At 72.0% G+C, this 20,028-nt stretch carries 18 protein-coding genes and 1 pseudogene; 9 read left to right on the top strand and 10 right to left on the bottom strand.

The features are described 5' to 3' along the window. Nucleotides 1-23 precede the first annotated feature (23 nt). The 3 genes from IG88_RS0111740 to IG88_RS0111730 form a co-directional block, all read right to left on the bottom strand. Nucleotides 24-1,505, bottom strand: a complete 1,482-nt coding sequence (locus IG88_RS0111740; protein ID WP_031038611.1) for a sugar transferase — start codon at nucleotides 1,503-1,505, stop codon at nucleotides 24-26. Between the two features lie 495 nt (nucleotides 1,506-2,000). Continuing rightward, on the bottom strand, nucleotides 2,001-2,396 hold the full coding sequence (locus tag IG88_RS0111735; RefSeq protein ID WP_030401213.1) for an ankyrin repeat domain-containing protein: 396 nt from the start codon (nucleotides 2,394-2,396) through the stop codon (nucleotides 2,001-2,003). A gap of 127 nt (nucleotides 2,397-2,523) precedes the next feature. Further along, entirely contained in the window at nucleotides 2,524-3,987 is a 1,464-nt protein-coding gene (locus IG88_RS0111730) for a catalase (RefSeq protein ID WP_031038607.1), read from the bottom strand. Between the two features lie 188 nt (nucleotides 3,988-4,175). Here IG88_RS0111730 and IG88_RS0111725 point away from each other — a divergent pair, with 188 nt between their 5' ends. Further along, on the top strand, nucleotides 4,176-4,589 hold the full coding sequence (locus tag IG88_RS0111725; protein ID WP_031038605.1) for a Fur family transcriptional regulator: 414 nt from the start codon (nucleotides 4,176-4,178) through the stop codon (nucleotides 4,587-4,589). A 146-nt stretch (nucleotides 4,590-4,735) separates the two neighbouring features. Next, nucleotides 4,736-5,269 (top strand): hypothetical protein, encoded by a 534-nt coding sequence (locus IG88_RS0111720; RefSeq protein ID WP_031038602.1) that lies wholly within the window; start codon nucleotides 4,736-4,738, stop codon nucleotides 5,267-5,269. Here IG88_RS0111720 and IG88_RS0111715 read toward each other — a convergent pair. Further along, a complete protein-coding gene (locus IG88_RS0111715; RefSeq protein WP_031038599.1) occupies nucleotides 5,266-5,745 on the bottom strand; it encodes a MarR family winged helix-turn-helix transcriptional regulator in 480 nt (159 codons plus the stop codon). The two genes, IG88_RS0111720 and IG88_RS0111715, sit on opposite strands and share 4 nt — an antisense overlap. Before the next feature lie 143 nt (nucleotides 5,746-5,888). Here IG88_RS0111715 and IG88_RS0111710 point away from each other — a divergent pair, with 143 nt between their 5' ends. After that, nucleotides 5,889-6,263 (top strand): VOC family protein, encoded by a 375-nt coding sequence (locus tag IG88_RS0111710; protein WP_031038597.1) that lies wholly within the window; start codon nucleotides 5,889-5,891, stop codon nucleotides 6,261-6,263. A 27-nt stretch (nucleotides 6,264-6,290) separates the two neighbouring features. Here IG88_RS0111710 and IG88_RS0111705 read toward each other — a convergent pair whose 3' ends face one another. Together IG88_RS0111705 and IG88_RS0111700 are read right to left on the bottom strand one after the other, a co-directional pair. Continuing rightward, the gene (locus IG88_RS0111705; RefSeq protein WP_031038594.1) at nucleotides 6,291-6,719 is read right to left on the bottom strand and encodes a cold-shock protein; all 429 of its coding nucleotides are present in this window, start codon (nucleotides 6,717-6,719) and stop codon (nucleotides 6,291-6,293) included. Between the two features lie 126 nt (nucleotides 6,720-6,845). Then, the gene (locus IG88_RS0111700; RefSeq protein WP_031038591.1) at nucleotides 6,846-9,164 is read right to left on the bottom strand and encodes a beta-L-arabinofuranosidase domain-containing protein; all 2,319 of its coding nucleotides are present in this window, start codon (nucleotides 9,162-9,164) and stop codon (nucleotides 6,846-6,848) included. Between the two features lie 297 nt (nucleotides 9,165-9,461). Between IG88_RS0111700 and IG88_RS0111695 the strand changes: the two genes are divergently transcribed. From IG88_RS0111695 to IG88_RS43335, 6 genes are all read left to right on the top strand, one after another. Then, a complete protein-coding gene (locus IG88_RS0111695; RefSeq protein WP_051851877.1) occupies nucleotides 9,462-10,445 on the top strand; it encodes an SDR family NAD(P)-dependent oxidoreductase in 984 nt (327 codons plus the stop codon). 10 nt (nucleotides 10,446-10,455) lie between these two features. Further along, nucleotides 10,456-10,896 carry an OsmC family protein gene (locus IG88_RS0111690; protein ID WP_031038583.1) on the top strand — a complete coding sequence of 147 codons (441 nt, stop codon included), beginning with the start codon at nucleotides 10,456-10,458 and terminating at the stop codon, nucleotides 10,894-10,896. 116 nt (nucleotides 10,897-11,012) lie between these two features. Further along, a complete protein-coding gene (locus IG88_RS0111685) occupies nucleotides 11,013-12,965 on the top strand; it encodes an APC family permease (RefSeq protein ID WP_031038580.1) in 1,953 nt (650 codons plus the stop codon). A 36-nt stretch (nucleotides 12,966-13,001) separates the two neighbouring features. After that, nucleotides 13,002-13,631 carry an XRE family transcriptional regulator gene (locus tag IG88_RS0111680; protein WP_031038578.1) on the top strand — a complete coding sequence of 210 codons (630 nt, stop codon included), beginning with the start codon at nucleotides 13,002-13,004 and terminating at the stop codon, nucleotides 13,629-13,631. Nucleotides 13,632-13,761: 130 nt separating this feature from the next. Then, nucleotides 13,762-14,691, top strand: coding sequence for a class I SAM-dependent methyltransferase (locus tag IG88_RS0111675; RefSeq protein WP_031038576.1), 930 nt, complete (start codon nucleotides 13,762-13,764; stop codon nucleotides 14,689-14,691). Nucleotides 14,692-14,833: 142 nt separating this feature from the next. Then, nucleotides 14,834-15,001 (top strand): hypothetical protein, encoded by a 168-nt coding sequence (locus IG88_RS43335; RefSeq protein WP_158853903.1) that lies wholly within the window; start codon nucleotides 14,834-14,836, stop codon nucleotides 14,999-15,001. 74 nt (nucleotides 15,002-15,075) lie between these two features. On the opposite strand, the gene IG88_RS0111665 is transcribed toward IG88_RS43335, so the two are convergent. The 4 genes and pseudogenes from IG88_RS0111665 to IG88_RS42515 all read right to left on the bottom strand — a co-directional run. After that, nucleotides 15,076-16,632 carry an FMN-binding glutamate synthase family protein gene (locus IG88_RS0111665; RefSeq protein ID WP_037835774.1) on the bottom strand — a complete coding sequence of 519 codons (1,557 nt, stop codon included), beginning with the start codon at nucleotides 16,630-16,632 and terminating at the stop codon, nucleotides 15,076-15,078. A 221-nt stretch (nucleotides 16,633-16,853) separates the two neighbouring features. After that, complete coding sequence (locus tag IG88_RS0111660) at nucleotides 16,854-17,504, bottom strand: DUF4328 domain-containing protein (protein ID WP_037835799.1); 651 nt, start codon at nucleotides 17,502-17,504, stop codon at nucleotides 16,854-16,856. Between the two features lie 70 nt (nucleotides 17,505-17,574). After that, nucleotides 17,575-19,923 carry an ABC transporter permease gene (locus IG88_RS0111655; RefSeq protein ID WP_031038568.1) on the bottom strand — a complete coding sequence of 783 codons (2,349 nt, stop codon included), beginning with the start codon at nucleotides 19,921-19,923 and terminating at the stop codon, nucleotides 17,575-17,577. After that, nucleotides 19,920-20,028 (bottom strand): annotated as a pseudogene (locus IG88_RS42515) (ABC transporter ATP-binding protein); the annotation flags it as partial. The gene IG88_RS0111655 and the pseudogene IG88_RS42515, both read right to left, overlap by 4 nt.

The raw sequence follows: 20,028 nt of genomic DNA, 5'->3' as shown, positions 1-20,028 counted from the left end.
GCCGGTCCGACGACCACCGCGCATCAGTAGGCCCCCTGCCCGTGCACGACCGCACGGAGCGTCTTCCACAAGATCACCGTGTCCAGGGCGAGCGACCAGTCCTCCACGTACCGAAGGTCCAGCCGGACCGCCTCCTCCCACGGCAGGTCGCTGCGCCCGCTGATCTGCCACAGGCCGGTGAGCCCGGGCTTGACCAGCAGCCGTCTTCGGATGTCCGGGCCGTACGCCGCGGACTCCTCCGGCAGCGGCGGGCGCGGACCGACGAGCGACATCGAGCCGGTGAGCACGTTGAAGAGCTGCGGCAGTTCGTCGATCGAGTACCGGCGCAGCACCGTGCCCACCCGCGTCACCCGCGGGTCCCGGCGCAGCTTGAACAGCAGGCCCGCGCCCTCGTTGCGGTCGGCCAGCGCGGCCCGCGCCCGGTCGGCCCCGGCGACCATGGTGCGGAACTTGACGATGGTGAACTCCCGGCCGTCCTTGCCCACCCTGCGCTGCCGGTAGAAGACGCCGCCCCGGCTGTCCACCAGGACGAGCAGGGCGACGAACACCATCAGCGGCGCGAACAGCGTCAGCAGGACCGCCGCGCCCAGCCGGTCGACGACCGCCTTGACCGCCCGGCGGCCGCCGGTGAAGGCCGGCATGCTGACCCGCAGCAGCGGTATCCCGAGCACCGCGTCGACGTGCAGCCGGGGACCGGCCACCTCCATCAGTACCGGGGCCACCACCATCTCGGCGTCGCTGCCCTCCAGGTTCCAGGCCAGCCGCTGCAGCCGGTGCGGTGTCCAGTGTGGGTCCGGAGTGATGGCGACGACCCGGTAGCCGTCGCGGCGGACGTGGTCGGCGACGTCCGACAGCGGGCCGACGACCGGCACGCCGTCCAGTTGGCCGGCGCCGTCCAGCCCCGGACCGTCCGTCGTGCACACCGCGTCCACGCGCCAGCCGAGGTGGGGGAAGCGCCGGGTGCGGGTGATCAGGTCGCGCACGGTGGCCGGGCTGCCCGCGGCGAGCACCGGTCTCAGGCACCGTCCCTCCTTGCGCTGACGGTGCAGCCACAGCCGCAGCACATACCGCGCGACCATGGTGACGATCGCGATCGCGGGAACGGCGACGAAGATCCACAATTTGATGTTGCGCGAGGTCAGGGCGATTCCACCGAGCGCCAGTACGACGGTCGCCATGAAAAGCGAGCGTCCGAGCCGACGGAATTCCTCGGCGCCCTGACCGAGTACCGCCGGGGACCACGACCGGCTGACCGCGAGCGACCCCAGTACCAGCAGTTCGGTGCCGAACGCGAGAATTCCCCACTTCTCGTGCCAGTTGGCCGCGTCCCGGACGCCGAAGAAATTGCCTATGCCCGCCACCACGACGGCCGTCGTCACGGTGTCACTGGTCATCACGGTACGGCGGTACCGCTGCTCCCACTCGATCGCCGGCCGGCCGACGGGCCCCTCCGCCAGTTGGCCGCGGGCCGACGGAAACGCGCTGACCAATCCCCCTTGCCGCACAGAACCCCCCAGGTCCCCAGTGGTTCGACGTGTTCGCCTAGCACTGTTCCTCCCCCTCGGGAGGCCCCCGCCTCCCGCGCCGCGCCGTTCCTCCCCACGGGCGGCCCCCGCCTGCCCGCGCACGACGACGTACTGGCCGTGTCACAGAAAAGTGCACAACTCACCGTGGTATCAGCAGACCCCCCTGCCCCCGACCTAAAGATCGTTATAGGTCGCCCCGTGCCTGAACAGCCGAAGCACGGTCAATCTAGACCATCGGGGCCACCGTGTAGAGGGGATGTGTGCAATTCATGGTCAAGCTTTGGGAGTTGATCAATGAACCGGTGAAATCCCACAGATGTGTTTGCGCCACCGTGATTTCTGCAGTAGCGGTTTCGGCGCCCGATTCACGCTTGTGGCGCGTGCGCGCACCGCCGGATCGAGCCAACGGCGGCCTCACGCCGCGCGGGGGCCGGGCGCCCGAAGCCGGGCGCCCGGCCCCCGCAGCGCTTCGGGTCAGCCCGCGAGCAGGTGGTCCCGGCCGAACATGGAGGCGGCGGCACGGGCGGTGGGCGTGCCGGAGTCCAGGTCGGCGCCGGCCTCCCGCAGTACGGCCACCACGTCGTCGGCACCCTTGAACAGGGCGCCGGCGATGGGGGACTGGTCCCTGTCGTTGCGCAGGTCGGGGTCGGCGCCGTGCTGCACCAGGGCCCGGACGGTACCGGCGTGACCGTGGTAGGCGGCGAGCATCAGAAGGGTGTTGCCCGCCGGGTCGCGTACGTCCACCGGCAGACCGTGCGTGACGAACTCCACCAGTTGCCCGGTGTCGCCCTCCCGGGCCAGGTCCATGGCGATGGCCACGACGCGCTCGGTCTGCTCGGGCGTCAGTCCACCGCTGTTGTGCGTGTTCATGAAGTCTCCGTGGCGGTACGGCCCGCACCGGCGCGGGCACCCCTGAGGTGCCCGCACCGGCGCGGGCACCCCTGAGGTGCCCGCGCCGGTGCGGTGCCGCGTACCGCGCGTCTTCGCGACCGGACGGTCAGAGGTTGCCGGCGGCCAGGGCCTCGATCGCCTTGCGGACGCCTTCGCCGTAGGCCGGGTCGGCCTTGGTGCAGTTGGCGATGTGCCGCTCGACGGTCTGCTCCGAGGCGCCGTTGATCGCGCGCGCCGTGTTCTCGAAGAGAACCTGCTGCTGCTCCGGCGTCATCTGCCGGAACAGGTTGCCGGGCTGCTCGAAGTAGTTGTCGTCGTCCTCGCGGTAGTTGAACCGGTCGGCGACGGCACCCACGGCCAGCGCGGGCTCGCGGTAGGCGGGCTGCTCCTGCCAGCGCCCGTAGGAGTTGGGCTCGATGCCCGGGGTGGCTCCCTGGTTGCCGTCGACGCGCATGGCGCCGTCGCGGTGGTAGGAGTTCACCGGGCTCTTCGGGGCGTTGACCGGGATCTGGTGGTGGTTGACGCCGAGGCGGTAGCGCTGGGCGTCGCCGTAGGAGAAGAGGCGGCCCTGCAGCATCCGGTCGGGGGAGAAACCGATGCCCGGGACCACGTTGGCCGGGCTGAACGCGGCCTGCTCGACGTCCGCGAAGTAGTTGTCGGGGTTGCGGTTCAGCTCCCACTCGCCGACCTCGATCAGCGGGTAGTCCTTCTTCGACCAGACCTTGGTGAGGTCGAAGGGGTGGAAGCGGTAGTTCTCCGCGTCGGCCTCCGGCATGATCTGCACGAACAGCTTCCACTTCGGGAAGTCGCCGTTCTCGATCGCGTCGAAGAGGTCGCGCTGGTGCGACTCGCGGTCCTTGCCGACCAGGGCCTCGGCCTCGGCGTCGGTGAGGTTCTTGATGCCCTGCTGGGTGCGGTGGTGGAACTTGACCCAGAACCGCTCGCCCTCGGCGTTGACGAAGCTGTAGGTGTGCGAGCCGAACCCGTGCATGTGCCGGTACGAGGCCGGGATGCCGCGGTCGGACATCACGATCGTGACCTGGTGCAGGGCCTCGGGGAGGTTGGTCCAGAAGTCCCAGTTGTTCTCGGCGTTGCGCAGGTTGGTGCGCGGGTCGCGCTTCACCGCGTGGTTGAGGTCCGGGAACTTCAGCGGGTCACGGAAGAAGAAGACGGGGGTGTTGTTGCCGACGAGGTCCCAGTTGCCCTCCTCGGTGTAGAACTTCACCGCGAAACCGCGGATGTCGCGCTCGGCGTCGGCGGCGCCGCGCTCACCGGCGACCGTGGAGAACCGGGCGAACAGCTCGGTCTTCTTGCCGACCTCGGAGAAGATCTTCGCGCTCGTGTAGCGCGTGATGTCGTGGGTCACCGTGAAGGTGCCGAAGGCGCCCGAGCCCTTGGCGTGCATCCGGCGCTCCGGAATGACCTCGCGGTCGAAGTGGGCGAGCTTCTCCAGGAACCAGACGTCCTGCAGCAGCATCGGCCCACGCGGACCCGACGTCAGGGAGTTCTGGTTGTCGGGAACCGGCGCACCGGCAACCGTGGTCAGCGGCTTCTGGTTGTTCTCAGGCAAGGCTTGCTCCTCGGAGTGGTTCTTCGCATGACGCTCAAGGCCTGACGGTCCCGGCCGGCCGGCGGTCCGGGGCAAGCTGACCCGCGCGTTCATGGACCCACCCTACCTTGGACTGGTTCTAAGGCAAGGCGCCATCCAGAGCGATATCCGCTCTTGAGTTGGTGCCGTTCCCTGCTAGGGTGCTGCCCATGAGTGATCTCCTGGAGAGGCTTCGCGAACGCGGCTGGCGGCTGACCGCCCAGCGCCGCGTCGTCGCCGAGGTCCTCGACGGGGACCACGTGCACCTCACCGCCGACGAGGTGCACGCCCGCGCCGCGGAACGACTGCCCGAGATCTCCCGGGCGACGGTGTACAACACACTGCGCGAACTGGTCCACCGGGGCGAGGTCCTCGAGGTCGCGACCGACGACCGCGCCAAGCGCTACGACCCGAACGCGCACCGTCCCCACCACCACCTGCTCTGCACACGCTGCGGCGCGATGCGGGACGTGAGGCCGACGGGCGACCCCCTCGCGGACCTCCCGGCGTCCCGGTCCTTCGGATTCACCGTCTCCGAGGTCGAGGTCACGTACCGGGGCGTCTGCCCGGACTGCGCGGCCTGAGGCCACTCATCCCTTCGGGGCGCCCAGAGCGCCGTCCTCCCCGGGCGCCGACACAGTGGTGACTGAACCACCCGGCTCCCGGAGGAAGAGAGGCGCGGCATGACGATCGGGGTCATCGGCGGTACGGGGCCGACCGGCTCGCCCGGATGAACGCACACGCCGGTGCGGCCCCCGCAGGGAGCCCGGCACCCGGGGGTCTCCTCCGGAGCCGGCCCGAGCAGTGGCTTTTCAAGGGCATCTACGGCCTGGTGCTGGCGAGCGCCCTGGTGGCCGCGCTGGACGTGCCGGGCGAGAAGGCCAACCCCGGTCCGGACGCGCTGTGGGTCCTGCTCACCGCGCTGGTGTCCGGCGTGGCCCACGGGTACGCCCACGTCATCGCCGGGCGTGCCGCCGCCGACGGCGCGGCCCGGCCCGGCAGGGTGCGCGCCGTGCTCGACGAGTGGCCGCTGGTCGCCGCCGCGCTGCCGACCGTGGTGCTGGTGCTCGCCGCCGCGGCCGGATGGTGGGCGGAGGAGACGGCCGTCGACACGGCCCTGGGGCTGAACACCGTCTCCCTCTTCTGCCTGGGCGTCACGGCCGCCCGCGCCGCCGGGCTCGGCCGCCTGGCGTCCTGCCGGGCCGGAGCCCTCGACATGCTGCTCGGCCTGGCGATCATCGTCGCGGACGTGCTGATCGGCTAACGCGTGCCGTCCGGTCGGTCGTCCAGTGCCTCCGTCATGGCGTCGAGGTCGGACAGCAGTGCCGCGAGACGGTCGGCGGGGACGCCGTCGATCATGCGCACCTCGATCGAGTAGACCGCCCGGCGGGCGGCGTGCAGGCGTTCCCTGCCGGCCGCCGTGAGGTGCGCGGGCAGGGCGCGGCCGTGTTCGGCGGACTCCGGCCGTGTGATCAGCCCCGCGTCCTTGAGTCCGCGCAGGACGACGTTGGCCGACTGCCGGGTGACGAAGGTGCCCCGGGCGAGGTCGGCGTTGGACAGGCCGGGCTGCTCGTCGAGGAGTTCGAGGCAGGAGTACTGCGGGACGGTCAGCCCGTGCTCCCGCAGTGCTCTGTCCATGGCGTTGCGCAGGGCGGCCGAGGCGCGCTTGAGGCGGTACCCCACGTGCTCGGTGACGTCCTTGGCGGCGTGCGGCGGGGGGACGGGCGTCGGAGTCTCCATGTCAGCATTTTGACATGCGAGCGCGCGCCCGCCTATCGTCCCCCATGTCAAAGTCCTGACATCGGGAGATCGAGGCCCTGACGCCCTGACGTCAAGGCGCTGACATCAAAGTCCTGGCCTCAATACCCCCCTGGAGGAAAACCATGACCACCGTCGCCGTCGAAGGTCCCGACTTCATCGCCCTGCAGGTCACGGACGTGCCTGCCGCCGCGGCCTTCTTCGAGGAACACCTCGGCCTGCGCCGCGCCCCCGCGTCTCCGCCCGGCGCGGTGGTCTTCGCCACCAGCCCGGTGCCCTTCGCCGTCCGGGAACCGCTCCCGGGCACCGACCTGAGCGGCGACGCCGTCCCCGGCCTGGGCGTGGCCCTGTGGCTGCGCACCGGTGACGCCCCCGCGCTGCACGCACGGCTCGTCGCCGCCGGGGTCGAGGTCGCCGGCCCGGTGCAGGACAGTCCCTTCGGGCCGATGTTCACCTTCACCGGGCCCGGGGGCTACCGGCTCACCGTCCACGGAGGCTGAGGCCGCTCGCGGCGGCCGGACGCGGTCTCAGTCCTCGACCCAGCCGTGGCCCTCGCTGAACTTCAGGAGGGCGCCGCGGATGGTGAGGATCTGTTCCGCGGTGAGCTGCGGACTCGAGGTCAGCAGCAGTTCCGTCACGTCACGCCGGTACTCGTCGGAACTCAGCACGTCGCACAGCGGCTGGCCGTTCTCGTCGGACAGCGGGGCCCGGGGCGCGGACTCCGGCCGGCGCCGCGGGGGCCCGGGCAGCTCACCCCCGGGGAGCCGGATGCCCGAGGCCTTGAGCCCGCGCTCACCGCGCTCCACGTCGAACTCCACGACCAGCCCGGAGCGCACGTACTCCTCGGGGATGAGCAGATCATTCACGTGCAGGAAGATGTCCTCGCCCCCGTCCTCCGGCGCGATGAACCCGTAACCCCGCGTAGCGTCGAAACGCACCACACGACCCGCGACCATACCGACCCCCAGCCCACTGGAAACCACACGGCTGCGAGGCCCTTCCCCGAAGCCGTGTGCATGCTATCGGGCCGGGTCCCGGTGAGTGCGCCGGGCCGGTCGGACGGACGCCTCGCGGGGTCCGGCTCAGCGCAGGACGCGCCAGCGGTTGTCGGCCGTGCCGTCGTCCGCGTCCTGGACGACGAAGGCGCCGACGGCGGGGGAGCCGTTCCGGACGGCGAGCAGCTTCCCGCTGTGGGCGTTGCGGATCGTGCAGGTGCCGTCGCCCAGCTCCTGGAGCGTCCACCGGTGGTCGGCGGTGCCGTTGTCCGTCCACTGCAGCACGGCGGCGCCGTCGGCCGTGGACATGTCGAGCACGCCCAGCACCTTCCCGCTGTGGACGTTGCGCAGACGGTGCGTGCCACCCGCGTCGGGCACCAGCTCCCAGTCGTGGTCGGCGGTTCCGGAGTCGGTCCACAGCAGGGCCCGGCCGCCGTCGGCCGTGGACATGTCCTGGATGCCCAGCACCAGGCCGCCGGCGGCGTTGGCGATACGGACGGAGGCCTGGCCACTGGTGTTCCAGTAGACGGTGTAGTTGTGCCCGTGGGCGTCGTGGAACGGGCCGAGGTTCACGGTGGCTCCGTCCGCCGTGGCGGTGAAGGCGAGCGCGGTCGAACCGGTCCGCCTGACCGAGCCCACGTCCAGGGAGGGCAGGGAGGACAGCGCGGTGTCGCCGTAGTCGCCGGACAGGACGACCGGTCCGTGGGTGACGGCACCGACGTTCGGATTGTCCGGGGCGGGTCGTACGACGGTGCGCATCGGCAGACGGACGGTGACGGTGTCCCCGGAGGTCCAGGCACGCTCCACGGTGGCGTAGGTCCCGGGCGTGGTGGTGATGTCCTGCGCGACGCCGTTGACGCTGACGACGGCACCGGCGGTCCAGCCGGGGATGCGTACGCGCAGCGCCCAGGTGCCGCCCGCGTCGCCGGTGACGCGGAGGGTGGTGGTGTCGCTCACCGGGTACGAAGTGGTCTGGGTGACGGTGATGCCGCGCGCGGCCCAGGTGAGGACCGAGGGGACGAACAGGTTCACGGTCAGGGTGGTGCCGCCGTCGTGGAAGTAGACGGAGTCCATCAGCCGGGTGTGCATCTCCAGACCGGTGCCCTGGCAGCACCAGAACGTCGTGTAGTCGGTGCTCCACGTGCCGCCGCCCCACGCCGGGCCCACGCCGCGCCGTCCGCCCGGCCTCAGCGGGGTGAAGTAGGTGACGTGGCCGTGCGGGTCGGCAGGGTTCTGCTGGCCGGTCATGTGATTGAGCCACGCCTGCTCGTAGAAGTCGAACAGCTCGGCCCGGTCCGGCGTCAGCATGAACAACTCCCGGGTGAGGACGAGCATGTTGACGGTGTTGCAGCTCTCGCAGGTGTCGTTCGCCAGGTACGCGGCGATGGCGTTCGGGGCGCGGAAGTGCTCCGCCTGGCTGTTGCCGCCGATGGCGTAGGTGTGGGTGCCGACGCACATGTTCCAGGCGTTGGCGGCGATGTCCCGGTAGCGCGTCGTGCCGGTGGCCCTGTACGACCGCACGGCCCCGATCCACTTGGGCACCTGTGTGTTGGCGTGCAGCCCCGCCAGGCGGTCCTCGTTCGCCGCCAGCGGGTCGAACACCGCGGCGTGGTCGAAGCGTTGGGCGACGGCCTGCCACCGGGTGTCGCCGGTCTGCCGGCCGAGGTCGGACAGGACGGCGTTCATGCCGCCGAACTCGGTCTCCAGTACGGCCTGTATCCGTGCGGTGCTCAGCCGGCCGGTGCGCCGGTCGACCCAGTCCGCCAGGGCGAGCAGGGCGTCGCGGGCCAGGGTGCTGCCGAGGAGCCGCCACACCTCCAGCAGACCGGCGAGGGTCTTGTGGATCGTGTAGTACGGCACGTTGCCGTTGACCGGCCCCCCGGACTCCAGTGCGTCGAAGTCCGACTCGGGATAGCCGCAGAGGTACCCGGCGCCGAAGCCCGCGGCGCCGTTGTTGGCCTGGCACTTGGCCAGTTCGGCCACCATGTACAGGGCCTTGTCCCGGCAGACGGTGTCGCCGGTCGCGGCGTACGCCTGCGCCCACGCGGTGAGGAAGTGGCCCTGCACGTGGCTGCGGAAGGGGAAGTCGGGCGCCTCCCAGCCACCGGTGGCGGCGGCGCCCCCGGTGGACAGGCGGTGGTTGGCGCGGAAGTTGTACAGCAACCGGTCGACGTCGACGAACCGCAGATAGGCCAGGGTCCGGTTCTGGTTGTCCAGCCACCTGCTCGCGGTCAGCCTGACCCGGCCGAGGTCGAAGGGGAAGGCCGGCCCCCCGACGTCGGGCCGGGCCGGCGCGGGGACCGCGCCGTGGGCGGGCAAGCCGCCGGCGAGAGGGCCGACGACGGTGGCGGCGGCCGTCGTCGTGGCGGCCTGGAGGATGCGCCGTCTGCTGAGGGGAGCGGGCATGGAACCACCTTTGCGTGCACCGTGCGGGGACAGGGGGACGGAGGACCGTGGTTCGTCTGTCGCTGCGTTCGTCATGTCGAACGCCGTTCGTGAAATCGTCGCGACCCTAGTTCCGGCACCCACGGCCGTCAATGCGTCCGGCACCCTCCGATTCCTCGCCGCGGTCGCGGTCCCGGCCGTCGGTCGCCTGTCGGCGGTGCGTGCGCGCTGTCGGTGATCTGTCGGCAGGCGGTGTCATCTTGGGCGGGCCGGTGCTCTCCAGGAGCACACCGTCCGAGAGCCAAGGAGCCTGTCATCGTGTCCTCCCCCTCCCAGAGCCGACCGTGGGACGTGCACCGGCTGCCGTCCGCCGAGGAGAAGAACTTCCTCGTCACCGGGGGAAACGCCGGGATCGGCTACTTCGCCGCCGAGCAGCTCGCCGCCACCGGTGCCCTCGTCGTCATCGGCAGCCGTGACCGCGGCCGGGCCGAGACCGCCCTGGCCTCGATCCGCTCGCGCGTCCCGGGGGCGCGCGTACGGCACCTGCCCCTGGACCTCGCCGACCTGCCCTCCCTGAAGGCCGCCGCGGACGGGCTGGGCCTCGGCCGTCTCGACGCGGTGGTCCACAACGCGGGCGTCGCGCTCGACGCCCCGCCGCGCCGGCGGACCGGGGACGGTCACGAGCTGATGTTCGCCACCAACCACCTTGGGCACTTCGCGCTGACCCGGTGGCTGGCCCCCCTCCTGTCGGCGGCGCCGGCGGGCCGCGTCGTGACGGTGGGGAGCTTCGCGGCGCGGTCCGAGCGACTGGACCTCGACGATCTGCAGTCGCTGCGGGACTACCGCCCCAAGCGCACCTACGGCCGGTCGAAGCTGGCACAGATGAGCTTCGGTTTCGAACTCGACCGCCGGCTGCGCGCCCTCGACAGCACGGTCCTGAGCGTGGTGGCCCACCCCGGCGGCGCCCTGGACTCCCTCACCCCCTCCCGCCCGCCGCTCAGCGTGGCGACCCCCGGCGAGCGGCTGCGCGGCCTGCCCGCCGGGCTCCTCGTACAGGGCAAGTACGCCGCGGCGTGGCCCCTCGTCCGTGCCGTCATGGACCCCGGTGTACAAGGAGGGCAGCTCTGGGGGCCGAGGGTCTTCGGGCTGCGCGGCTGGCCGCGACGCGAGCCCGTCCCCGCGCACATGGCCGACCCGTCCGTCGCCGCGCGCCTGTGGGCCGCCAGCGCGGAACTGGCCGCGGTCGATCCGGACCTCGGCTTCCGGCGGGCGCGGACCGCTCCCCGCGGCCGATGTGGCTAATGTGAGCGGCATGAGCGAACAAACGGAACGGTCCGTGGTCGTCGAACGCACGGGCAGCGGCCGGTTCGTCGCGACCAACACCCGCGGCGGATCGATCAGTTTCGGTACGTCCCCGGACGGTGGCCCGGACACCGGGTTCACCCCCGTCGAGCTGTTCCTGGCCGCGATCGGCGGCTGCACGGCCGTGGACGTCGACATCGCCACCGCCCGGCACGCGGAGCCCGCCCGCTTCACCGTGACGGTCAGGGGCGACAAGGTCAGCGACGACCTGGGCAACCGCCTGACCGATCTCGAGGTCGCGTTCACCGTGGACTTCCCCGACGGCGAGGGAGCCGAACGCGCCCGCGCGATCCTGCCCCGCGCGGTCAAGGCCTCCCACGACCGTCTGTGCACCGTGAGCAGGACCGTCGAGACCGGCACACCGGTGACCACCACGGTCGCCGGAGCCTGACCCGCGCGCCGCCCGCGCGCACCCGCCGTCTCCCGGCCGGAGCCCGGCACCTCCGTGCGAGTGGCTGTCCGTGGTGCCTGCCCGGCCCCGGACCGGCCACCCGCTGTGATGGCGGCATGACTCTCGAACGGCCGATGTACCGCGTCAAGCGGCGGCTCCTCGGCAGGCCGCTCACGACCGAGCGCGTCAGTGAGGAGAAGCTGGGCAAGCCGGCGGCGCTCGGGGTGCTCGCGTCCGACTGCATCAGCTCCTCGGCCTACGGCTCGGAGGAGATGCTCCGCGTCCTGGTGCCGGTCGTCGGAGCCGCCGCCTTCACCATGGTCATGCCGGTGACCGGCGCGATCCTGCTGGTGCTGCTGCTCCTGACGCTCTGCTACAGCGACGTCGTGACGATCTACACCCGGGCCGGCGGGTCCTACGTGGTGGCGCGGGAGAACTTCGGGCCGAACGTCGCCCAGGTCGCCGCCGTTGCCCTGCTCGTCGACTACGTCGTCACCGTGGCCGTCCAGGTGTCGGCCGGCACGAACGCGCTGATCTCCCTCGCCCATCTGGCCGGCCACGGCTGGACGGGCCTGGACCACCTCCAGTTGCCCGTGTCGGTGGCGGTGATCGTGCTGCTGGGGTACGGAAACCTGCGCGGAGTGCGCGAAGCGGGCCGGACCTTCGCGCTGCCCGCCTATCTCTTCATGGCCGCGATGGGCCTGGTCTTCCTCGTCGCGGCGGTGCGAGCGGTGACGGGAGGACTGCCGCACGCAGACCTGCACGCGCCGGGCGTCGTGCCGCTCGGAACCCCCGGCGACGGCTGGCTGTACGGCGCCTCGGTCTTCATCGTGCTGCGGTCCTTCGCCAACGGCGGCTCGTCCCTCACCGGGCTCGAAGCCATCTCGAACGGCATCTCCGCCTTCCGCGAACCGCAGGGCCGCAACGCCCGGCGGACCCTGATCACCATGAGCTGTGTGCTCGCCGCCCTGGTCCTGGGCGTCTCCACCCTCGCCCACGTCACCCACGCCGTCCCCTACACCGACGGGACCCCCACCGTCATCGCCCAGGAGGCGAGGCTCGCCTTCGGCACCGGAACGGTCGGGACGGCCGGACTGGTCTTCGTCCAGTTGGCGACCGCGCTGGTCCTCTACACCGGCGCCAACACCCCCTTCACCGGCTTCCCGTTCCTCGCCAGCTTCGTCGCCGAGGACCGGTTCCTGCCCCGGCTGCTCACCCGGCGCGGACACCGGCTGGCCTTCTCCAACGGCATCCTCACGCTCTGCGCCCTCTCGCTCGCGCTGCTGCTCGTCACGGGCGCCAGCGTCGACAAACTGGTGGCCCTGTACGCGATCGGCGTCTTCACCGCCTTCACCATGGCCGGCAGCGGCCTCACCGCCTACCACCTGCGCAGGCGTGAGCCGCGGCGCCGGGTGAAGATCGCGGTGAACGCACTCGCGGCGGCCGTCTCCGCCGCCGTCGTGCTGATCTTCGCCGTCACGAAGTTCACGGAAGGCGCCTGGCTGGTCGTGGTGATCTTCCCGCTCGGGGTCTGGGCGCTGATCCGGATCAACCGTGAGTACCGGCGCGAGGCCGCCGCCCTGGAGCAGTTGCCCGCGGGGGCGGACCGGCCGCGCACCCGCCGCCACCAGGTGTTCGTCCTCGTCGAGACGCTGGACCTGGCCGCGCTGAAAGCCCTGCGCTACGCCCACGAGCTGCGGCCCGACAGCGTCCGTGCCGTGCACTTCGCCATCGACGAGGCCCACGCGCGCCGCCTGTCCGCCCGCTGGGCGTCGACGTCCGCGACCTCGGTCGAGCTGGAACTGGTGGCCTGTCCCGACCGCCGTCTGCGGCACGCGATGCGGGAACTGGCCGTACGCACCACCGAGGACGGGGACACGTCGCTGACGGTGCTCGTGCCCCGGCGGATGTACGCCAACGCCCTCGGCAAGCTCCTCCACCGGGGGACCGGCGAGAAGATGTCGAGAGCGCTGGAGCAACTGCCGCACATCGCGGTCACGATCCTCCCGTTCAACGCGTCGCGCGCCATGCAGGCGCTGGAGTCGCACCACACGCCCGACGTGGACTGACGCGCGTGCTTGCGGCATCGGCATAGAGTGTTGCCCATGAAGCATGAAGGGGCGGAGCCGGAAGACGGACAGCTCGACAGTCTGGTACGCAAGCGGATCCGCGCACTGCGCGTCGCCCAGGGCTGGTCGCTGGAGGAGCTGGCCACCCGCGCCAACCTCAGCCAGTCCTCACTGAGCCGCATCGAGAACGGCCGCCGCCGCCTCGCCCTGGACCAGCTCGTCACCCTCGCCCGCGCCCTGGACACCACCCTGGACCAGCTCGTGGAGAACGCCGCCGACGACGTCGTCGTCAGCCCGATGATCGACGCCGCGCACGGTCTGCTGCGCTGGCCGGTGAAGGGCGACCCCGGCATGAGCGTGATGCGTCAGCGGCTGACCGACCCACCGCCCGACAACCCGGCGCGCATGCGCGCCCACCCCGGCCGCGAATGGCTGGTGGTCCTGTCCGGCACCGCCGTCCTCATGCTCGGCCACCGGCGCTTTCGCGTCGAGACCAACCAGGCCGCGGAATTCCCCACCATGACGCCGCACGCGATCGGCGCCGAGGGCGGGCCGTGCGAGATCCTGGGCATCTTCGACCGCGACGCCCGCCGCGGTCACCAGAGGACCCCCGGCGCCGACGGCTCGGAAGCCGACTGCTCGGACACCCAGGGGTACATCGGATAGCGGGCCGCAGTCCGCCGGAACCCCGTCGGACGGCGGGCGGTCTTGCGCGGCGGGCAGCAAACCGGGCCATCTGTTTGCGCAGTACGCAAGGCGTTGCCCGATCGGCGCATGACCGGCTTACGGTGATGCCATGACCCCGACGCACCACCAGACCCCGCACCACGGCGAATCCGCGCACCGCCCCGGCCCCGGCCACGCCGGCCACCACGAGCACGCCGGCCACCACGAGCACGACGGCCACCACGAGCACGACGATCACGGACAGGCGGAGATCCTCGACCTGGACGCCGAGGTGCTCGCCGAGCACATCGCCTCCATCACCGCATGGCTGCCGCTCACCAGCGAGCCGCGTCACATCGTCGACCTTGGCTGCGGCACCGGCGCGGGCACCTTCGCGCTCCTCGAACGCTTCCCCGACGCGCGGGTCACCGCCGTCGACAACTCGGCCGCACACCTCGGGAGGCTGAGCGAGAAGGCCCGCGCCCGCGGAGTCGAGGAGCGCGTACGCACCGTGCGGGCCGACCTCGACGCCGACCGCTGGCCCGACCTGGGCACGCCCGGCCTGGTGTGGGCCTCCGCCTCGATGCACCACATGGCCCGCCCCGACCACGCCCTGCGCAGCGTCCGCGAACTGCTCGCCCCCGGCGGCCTGTTCGCCGTCGTCGAGCTGGCGGGCTTCCCCCGCTTCCTGCCCGCCGACGCCCCGGAGAACCGGCCCGGCCTCGAAGAGCGCGCCCACGCCGCGACCGACGGGTTCCACGCCGAGCACGTGCCGCACCGCGGCGCCGACTGGGGGCCGATGCTGACCGCCGCCGGTTTCACGGTCGAGGACGAGCGCACCCTCACCGTCGACATCGAGGGCGGGCGCAGCGAAGCGATCGGCCGCTACGCCCACGGCAGCCTGCAGCGCATCCGGGGCGTCGCCGCACCCGTGCTCGACCCCCAGGACCTCGCCGCACTCGACGAACTCCTGGACACGGACGGGCCGAACAGCATCCTGAACCGCACGGACCTCGCCGTACGCACCGAACGCACCGTCTGGGCCGCCCGCCGGGCCTGACGCCCTGTCGGCCGCGTGCGCCGCGCCCCGCTCAAAGCATTGCGTGTCCCCGCCCGGCGAGAGCAGTCTCATACGTGGCCGACGACATGGCCGACGGGCCCGCACGTCGGTTCGGTGACGTGACAGCGAACAGGAGGCCGGGATGAGTGAGGCAACGGAACCCGAGGGCGTCGAGCCTCAGCAACAGGAGGGCGAGGAGACGGACCCCGACACGCAGGCAGCCGTTGCGCAGGGCGCGGACGCCGGCGAGTCGCAGGCGGCCGCGGCCGAGGACGAGGCGCACACGGACGGCTGGCCGGGGATCAGCTGACGGCGCGCGCTCCCGCGGTCACCGGTGCGGGGGCGCCCGCGTGGACGCCCCCGCACCACCGGTGGGACGGCCGGTCAGGCCTTCAGCGTGTCCGGGGCGGTGTGCGGCTCGGCCGCCAGCAGCGCGGTGATCTCCTCGGCGAGGCGCGGACCGAGTTCGCCCCAGCCGTCCTTGTAGCCGTAGACCGAGGCCAGGGTCCGGGCGTCGTAGTCACCGTTGAGGATCTCGATGTCCGTGGCCGTGATGAGGCCCGGGTGGGCCACGCCCACGGCCGCCGAGATCTTTGTCAACTCCTTGCGCAGAGTACGCAGGTAGACGGCGGCACGGGTGGCCTTCGACTCCGGGTCGAGGCCGCGGGCCAGCCACGCGTTCTGGGTGGCGACACCCGTGGGGCACTTGTCCGTGTGGCACTTCTGCGACTGGATGCAGCCGATGGACAGCATCGCCTCCCGCCCCACGTTGACCATGTCGGCGCCGAGGGCGAAGGCGACCGCCGCGTTGTCGGGCAGCCCGAGCTTGCCGGAGCCGATGAACGTGAGGTCGTCGGTCAGCCCCTGCTCGGCGAAGGTGCCGTAGACCCGGGAGAAGCCCATGCGGAAGGGCAGCGACACGGAGTCCGTGAAGGTGAGGGGCGCCGCACCGGTGCCGCCCTCGCCGCCGTCGACGGTCACGAAGTCGACTCCGCGGTCGCCCCGCGCCATCAGGGTGGCCAACTCGCGCCAGAAGTCCGTCTCGCCCACCGCGCTCTTGATGCCGACCGGCAAGCCGGTCTCGCCGGCGATCAGTTCCACGAAGTCCAGCATCGAGTCGACGTCGCCGAACGCGGTGTGGCGCGACGGCGAGGCGCAGTCCTTGCCCTCGGGGATGCCGCGGATCGCGGCGATCTCCGGCGTCACCTTGGCGCCGGGCAGCATCCCGCCCAGCCCCGGCTTGGCGCCCTGGGAGAGCTTGATCTCTATCGCCCTGACCGGGGCCCCCGCCACCACTTCCTTGAGCTTGCGGAGATCGAAGGTGCCGTCCTCGTTGCGGCAGCCGAAGTACGCCGTGCCGATCTGGAGGACGAGATCGGCACCGTTGCGGTGGTACGGGGACAGCCCGCCCTCGCCCGTGTTGTGCATCGTCCCGGCCAGCGCCGCGCCCTTGTTGAGGGCCGTGACCGCGGCGCCGGAGAGCGAGCCGAAGCTCATCGCCGAGATGTTCACGACGCTGTCGGGCCGGAACGCCTTGGCCCGGCCGCGGGGTCCGCCCAGCACCTTGGCGGACGGCACGGCGGCGGGCAGGTCGGGGCGGCCGTGCGACTCGGGCAGGCTCCGGGCGAAGGTGCGCTGCTTCACGTACGCGCGCCCCTGCACGTGCTCGACGTCGACGTCGGTGCCGAATCCGAAGTAGTTGTTCTCCTCCTTCGCCGACGCGTAGATCCACGTGCGCTGGTCACGGCTGAAGGGCCGTTCCTCCTCGTTGGACGTCACGATGTACTGCCGCAGCTCCGGCCCGATGGTCTCCAGCAGGTACCGGGCGTGCCCGACCAGCGGGAAGTTCCGCAGCAGCGCGTGCTTCTTCTGGAGGAGGTCGCGGGCGGCCACCACGGCCAGTGCCGCTGCGGTCGCCGTGCCGATGCTCCGGGCGCGCATGAGTCTTCCCCTTCTCGTCGGCCGGCCCCGTCGCCCCCGTCGGTGGACATCTGGTCATGCGGGCGGCGGGCGCGGCCGGACCGGTGTCGGTGTCCGCCGAAGAACGCAGTGCGATGGTAGGGGGAGCGAGCCGGGCGGCACGCGGCCGGGTGCGACCGCGTGCGGACACCGTGCCGGAACCACGGGTCCGGAGCTGGGCCGGAAGGCTTGGTTGCCGCGGCTCAGGAAGCCGCCCGTTTCTCCTGGGCGCCGGTGAGCGCGCGCACCATGAGAGCGCAGGCCACCGCGGCGCCGACGACCGCGGCGTCCGCCACCAGCAGCGGAGCGACCCCCGTGTAGGCGCGCGCGATGACCTCGTCCGTCGTGTCGGCGTACATCAGGCCCACCCCGCTCAGCAGACCGACCAGCCACAGCACCCACCACATGGTGACCACGCGGGGCAGGCGGGCGTCCGGAGCACCGGCGCGGTGCACGTCGGCCACGACCCCGTGAGGCACCCAGAGGTTGGCCACGGGGACGATCCAGCCGAGGTACACCCAGGGCGTGGAGTAGCGCAGCCGTCCCCCGGACAGGAGGCGCGCGTTGTCACGGGCCCGCGACAGCCAGGCCAGGAAGGCCACCGCGCAGAGCACCGTGGTGACGTCCCCCGCCGTACTGACGAGATGGTAGGCGTCCTCCAGGGCAGTCAGCGGGCGGTGCTGCCCGCCGCCCTGGTCCGGCGGGCCGGAGAGCGGCTGCCCGGCCACGGCGAGCCGGATCTGCCACACTCCTCTGGCAGCCCAGGCCACTCCCGCCAGGGCGAGGGCCACGGTCGCGCAGCGGGCGGCACCCGTCAGGGGTTGCAGGGCAGGTGTCTTGCCTTCGTCGTTCACCCGGTCATCCTCCATCACGAGCGCCGGGACGAACCCGCCCGCTCCCGTCCTGCGGCTGCGTCCCGAGGGGCTACTCCGTCCGCAGGGCCTCCGGCCGCATCACGCGCAGCAGCGGCGGCACGCTGAGCAGGGTGACCACGCCGACCACGGCCCCGCCCACGCCGGTCATCGTCAGCACCGAGCCCCAGTCCAGGGCCACCGGGGTGCGGGTCATCCTCAGCAGCATCGAGCCGAGGGTGATGCCCACCGTGGTGGCCAGCAGGAGTCCGAGACCGACCGGAAGGGCCGTCTGCCACAGCACCGACATGCCGAGCGTGCGGCGCCGGGTGCCGAAGGCGACCAGGGCGGCGAGCAGTTTCCGGCGTTCCCGGAGCTGTTCCATCTGCGAGACCAGCAGACTGGCGCCGATCAGCGCCAGCACGAAGACGGCGCCGACGAACAGCCCGGTGCGGATGGCGGAGTACCTGGCGTTCTCCTGGGTCGCCGACCAGCCGAAGGTCTGCGCCAGGGGGTCGAGCCGGGCCACGGCGTTGCGCACGTACTCCCGGGCGTCGGGGACCGAGGGGTCCAGCCGCAGGTAGAGCCCGTCCGAGTACAGCGCGGGCGAGGCCGCGGCGGGCAGGGCGGCGGGGGTGACCAGCAGGCTGTTGGCGTCATTGAGGGAGTCCTCGCGCGCCTCCACCACCCGCACGCCCGCCGGGACGGTCCAGGGCACCTCGCGTCCGCGTGCCGAGGCGTCTCCGAACGAGGGATCGACGTAGAGCCGCCGGCCGGGCTTCACCAACGCGATCTCCGCGGAGTTGTCGGAGTCGGTGAAGTTGCTCCTGGTCCGGGTGACGAAGACGTCGCCGTCCTCGCAGGAGGGCAGTGTGGCGAGTTCGCGCAGCGCGGTGCAGTCGCCCACGGTCATGCCGCCGGTGTTGGCCGGGTCCCGACGCGTGTCCCCGTACTGCGCGAGGGCCGGGGCCACGGCGGCCCGCACCCCCTTGGTGCCGGAGAACTCGTGGTCGACGCCGGACTGGAGCGTGGCCTTGCTGAACACGACCTGCATCTGCACCCGGCCGGGATCCTGGCCGGTGGCCTTGGTGTACTGGCTCTGCGTACCCGCGAAGAGCATCTGCAGGGCGATGGCTCCCGCCACCGCGACGGCGATGCCGTTGACCATGCGGGCGGCGGTCCCGCTGCTCGACTGGAGTCGCCGAGCCGCCAGTTGCCAGGACAGCGGGCCCGGTCCGAGACGGGCGACGACTGCCTCCACGACCCAGGGGAGCAGCGCGGTGATGCCGGTCAGCAGCAGCAGGACGCCGCCGATGACGAGGTACTCGTTGAAGTCGCCGTTCGTGCGGCCCTTGCCGACCATCGGGTAGAGCATCGCGAGGCCCGCGACCGGCGGCAGCAGCCGCCACGCCAGCCGCCGGCGGCGCTGCTCGGCTGCGCGCACGACGCCGAGCGGTTCGACGACCACACCGCGCATCGCGAGCAGGGTGACGAGCACCGCGGCGACCGGCACCGCCACCGCGACCAGTGCGGCGAGCACGGGGGAAGGGCCCAGGTAACTGGGCCAGACACTCACTCCCAGCACGTCGACCGAGGCCGACGCACGGCGGCCCACGAGGAACAGGCCGGTGCCGACGACCAGGCCGAGCAGGGCGCCGGCCAGGGCTTCGCCCGCCGCGATGCGCCGGGTCATGCGGCTGTCCGAGCCGACCAGGCGCAGCGCGGCCAGCCGGCGGTCGCGGCGCTCGCCGCCGAAGCGGACGGCGGCGGCGATGAACACGGCGACCGGGGCCAGCAGCACCAGGAACACGACCAGGACGATGAGCAGCAGCACCGGGTCGTTCTTCTCGGGTGCCGCGTCCGGCTTTCCGTACCGCGCCAGCCGGTGCACCGGTGACAGGTTGGCCGGTTCGAGCCCGGAGGCGCCCGCGTAGTAGGCCAGTTCACGCGATCCGATGAGTCCGCTCTCGCCGATCGTCCCCGTGATCCGGTACGGCAGCCGCTCGCGCAGCAGTGCGCCGGAGTCCGACTCCAGCAGCTCCTTCAGGGCGGGGGAGACCACCATCTCGCCCTTGCCGGGGAACCGCTCCACTCCCGGGGGCAGCGGCGCCTTTGTGCCCTCGGGCTCGAGGAGCCGGCCGCGGACGTCCTCGTCGTGCCAGGTGGTGTCGGTGTTGGCGCTCAGGAAGGTGGTCTCGCCCTTCGACGACACCTGGTCGGAGTAGACGGTGTCGAAGCGGGCGTTCTCCACCCTCGCGCGGGCGGTGAACACGTTGGGCAGGGCCGTGCACAACAGGAGCAGTGCCACACCGAGTCCGACCCCGAAGGAGGTGAGCGTCGTCCGCACCCAGCCCTCGCGCCCGCCGGTCACGGCGAAACGGGCGCCGACGGCCAGGTCCCTGGCCCACTGACGAGGACTCATGCAACGCGCTCCATGTCCCGGGACTTGCCGTCGCGGACGACGATCTCGCGGTCGGAGTAGGCGGCGACGCGTGCTTCGTGGGTGACGAGGACGACGGCGGCGTTG

Source organism: Streptomyces sp. NRRL F-5650 (assembly GCF_000721365.1).
In the GTDB taxonomy this organism is placed as follows: Bacteria; Actinomycetota; Actinomycetes; order Streptomycetales; family Streptomycetaceae; genus Streptomyces; species Streptomyces ardesiacus.
Note: the sequence above shows the minus strand (reverse complement) of the source record. Positions and strands in the feature narration are given on the sequence as shown.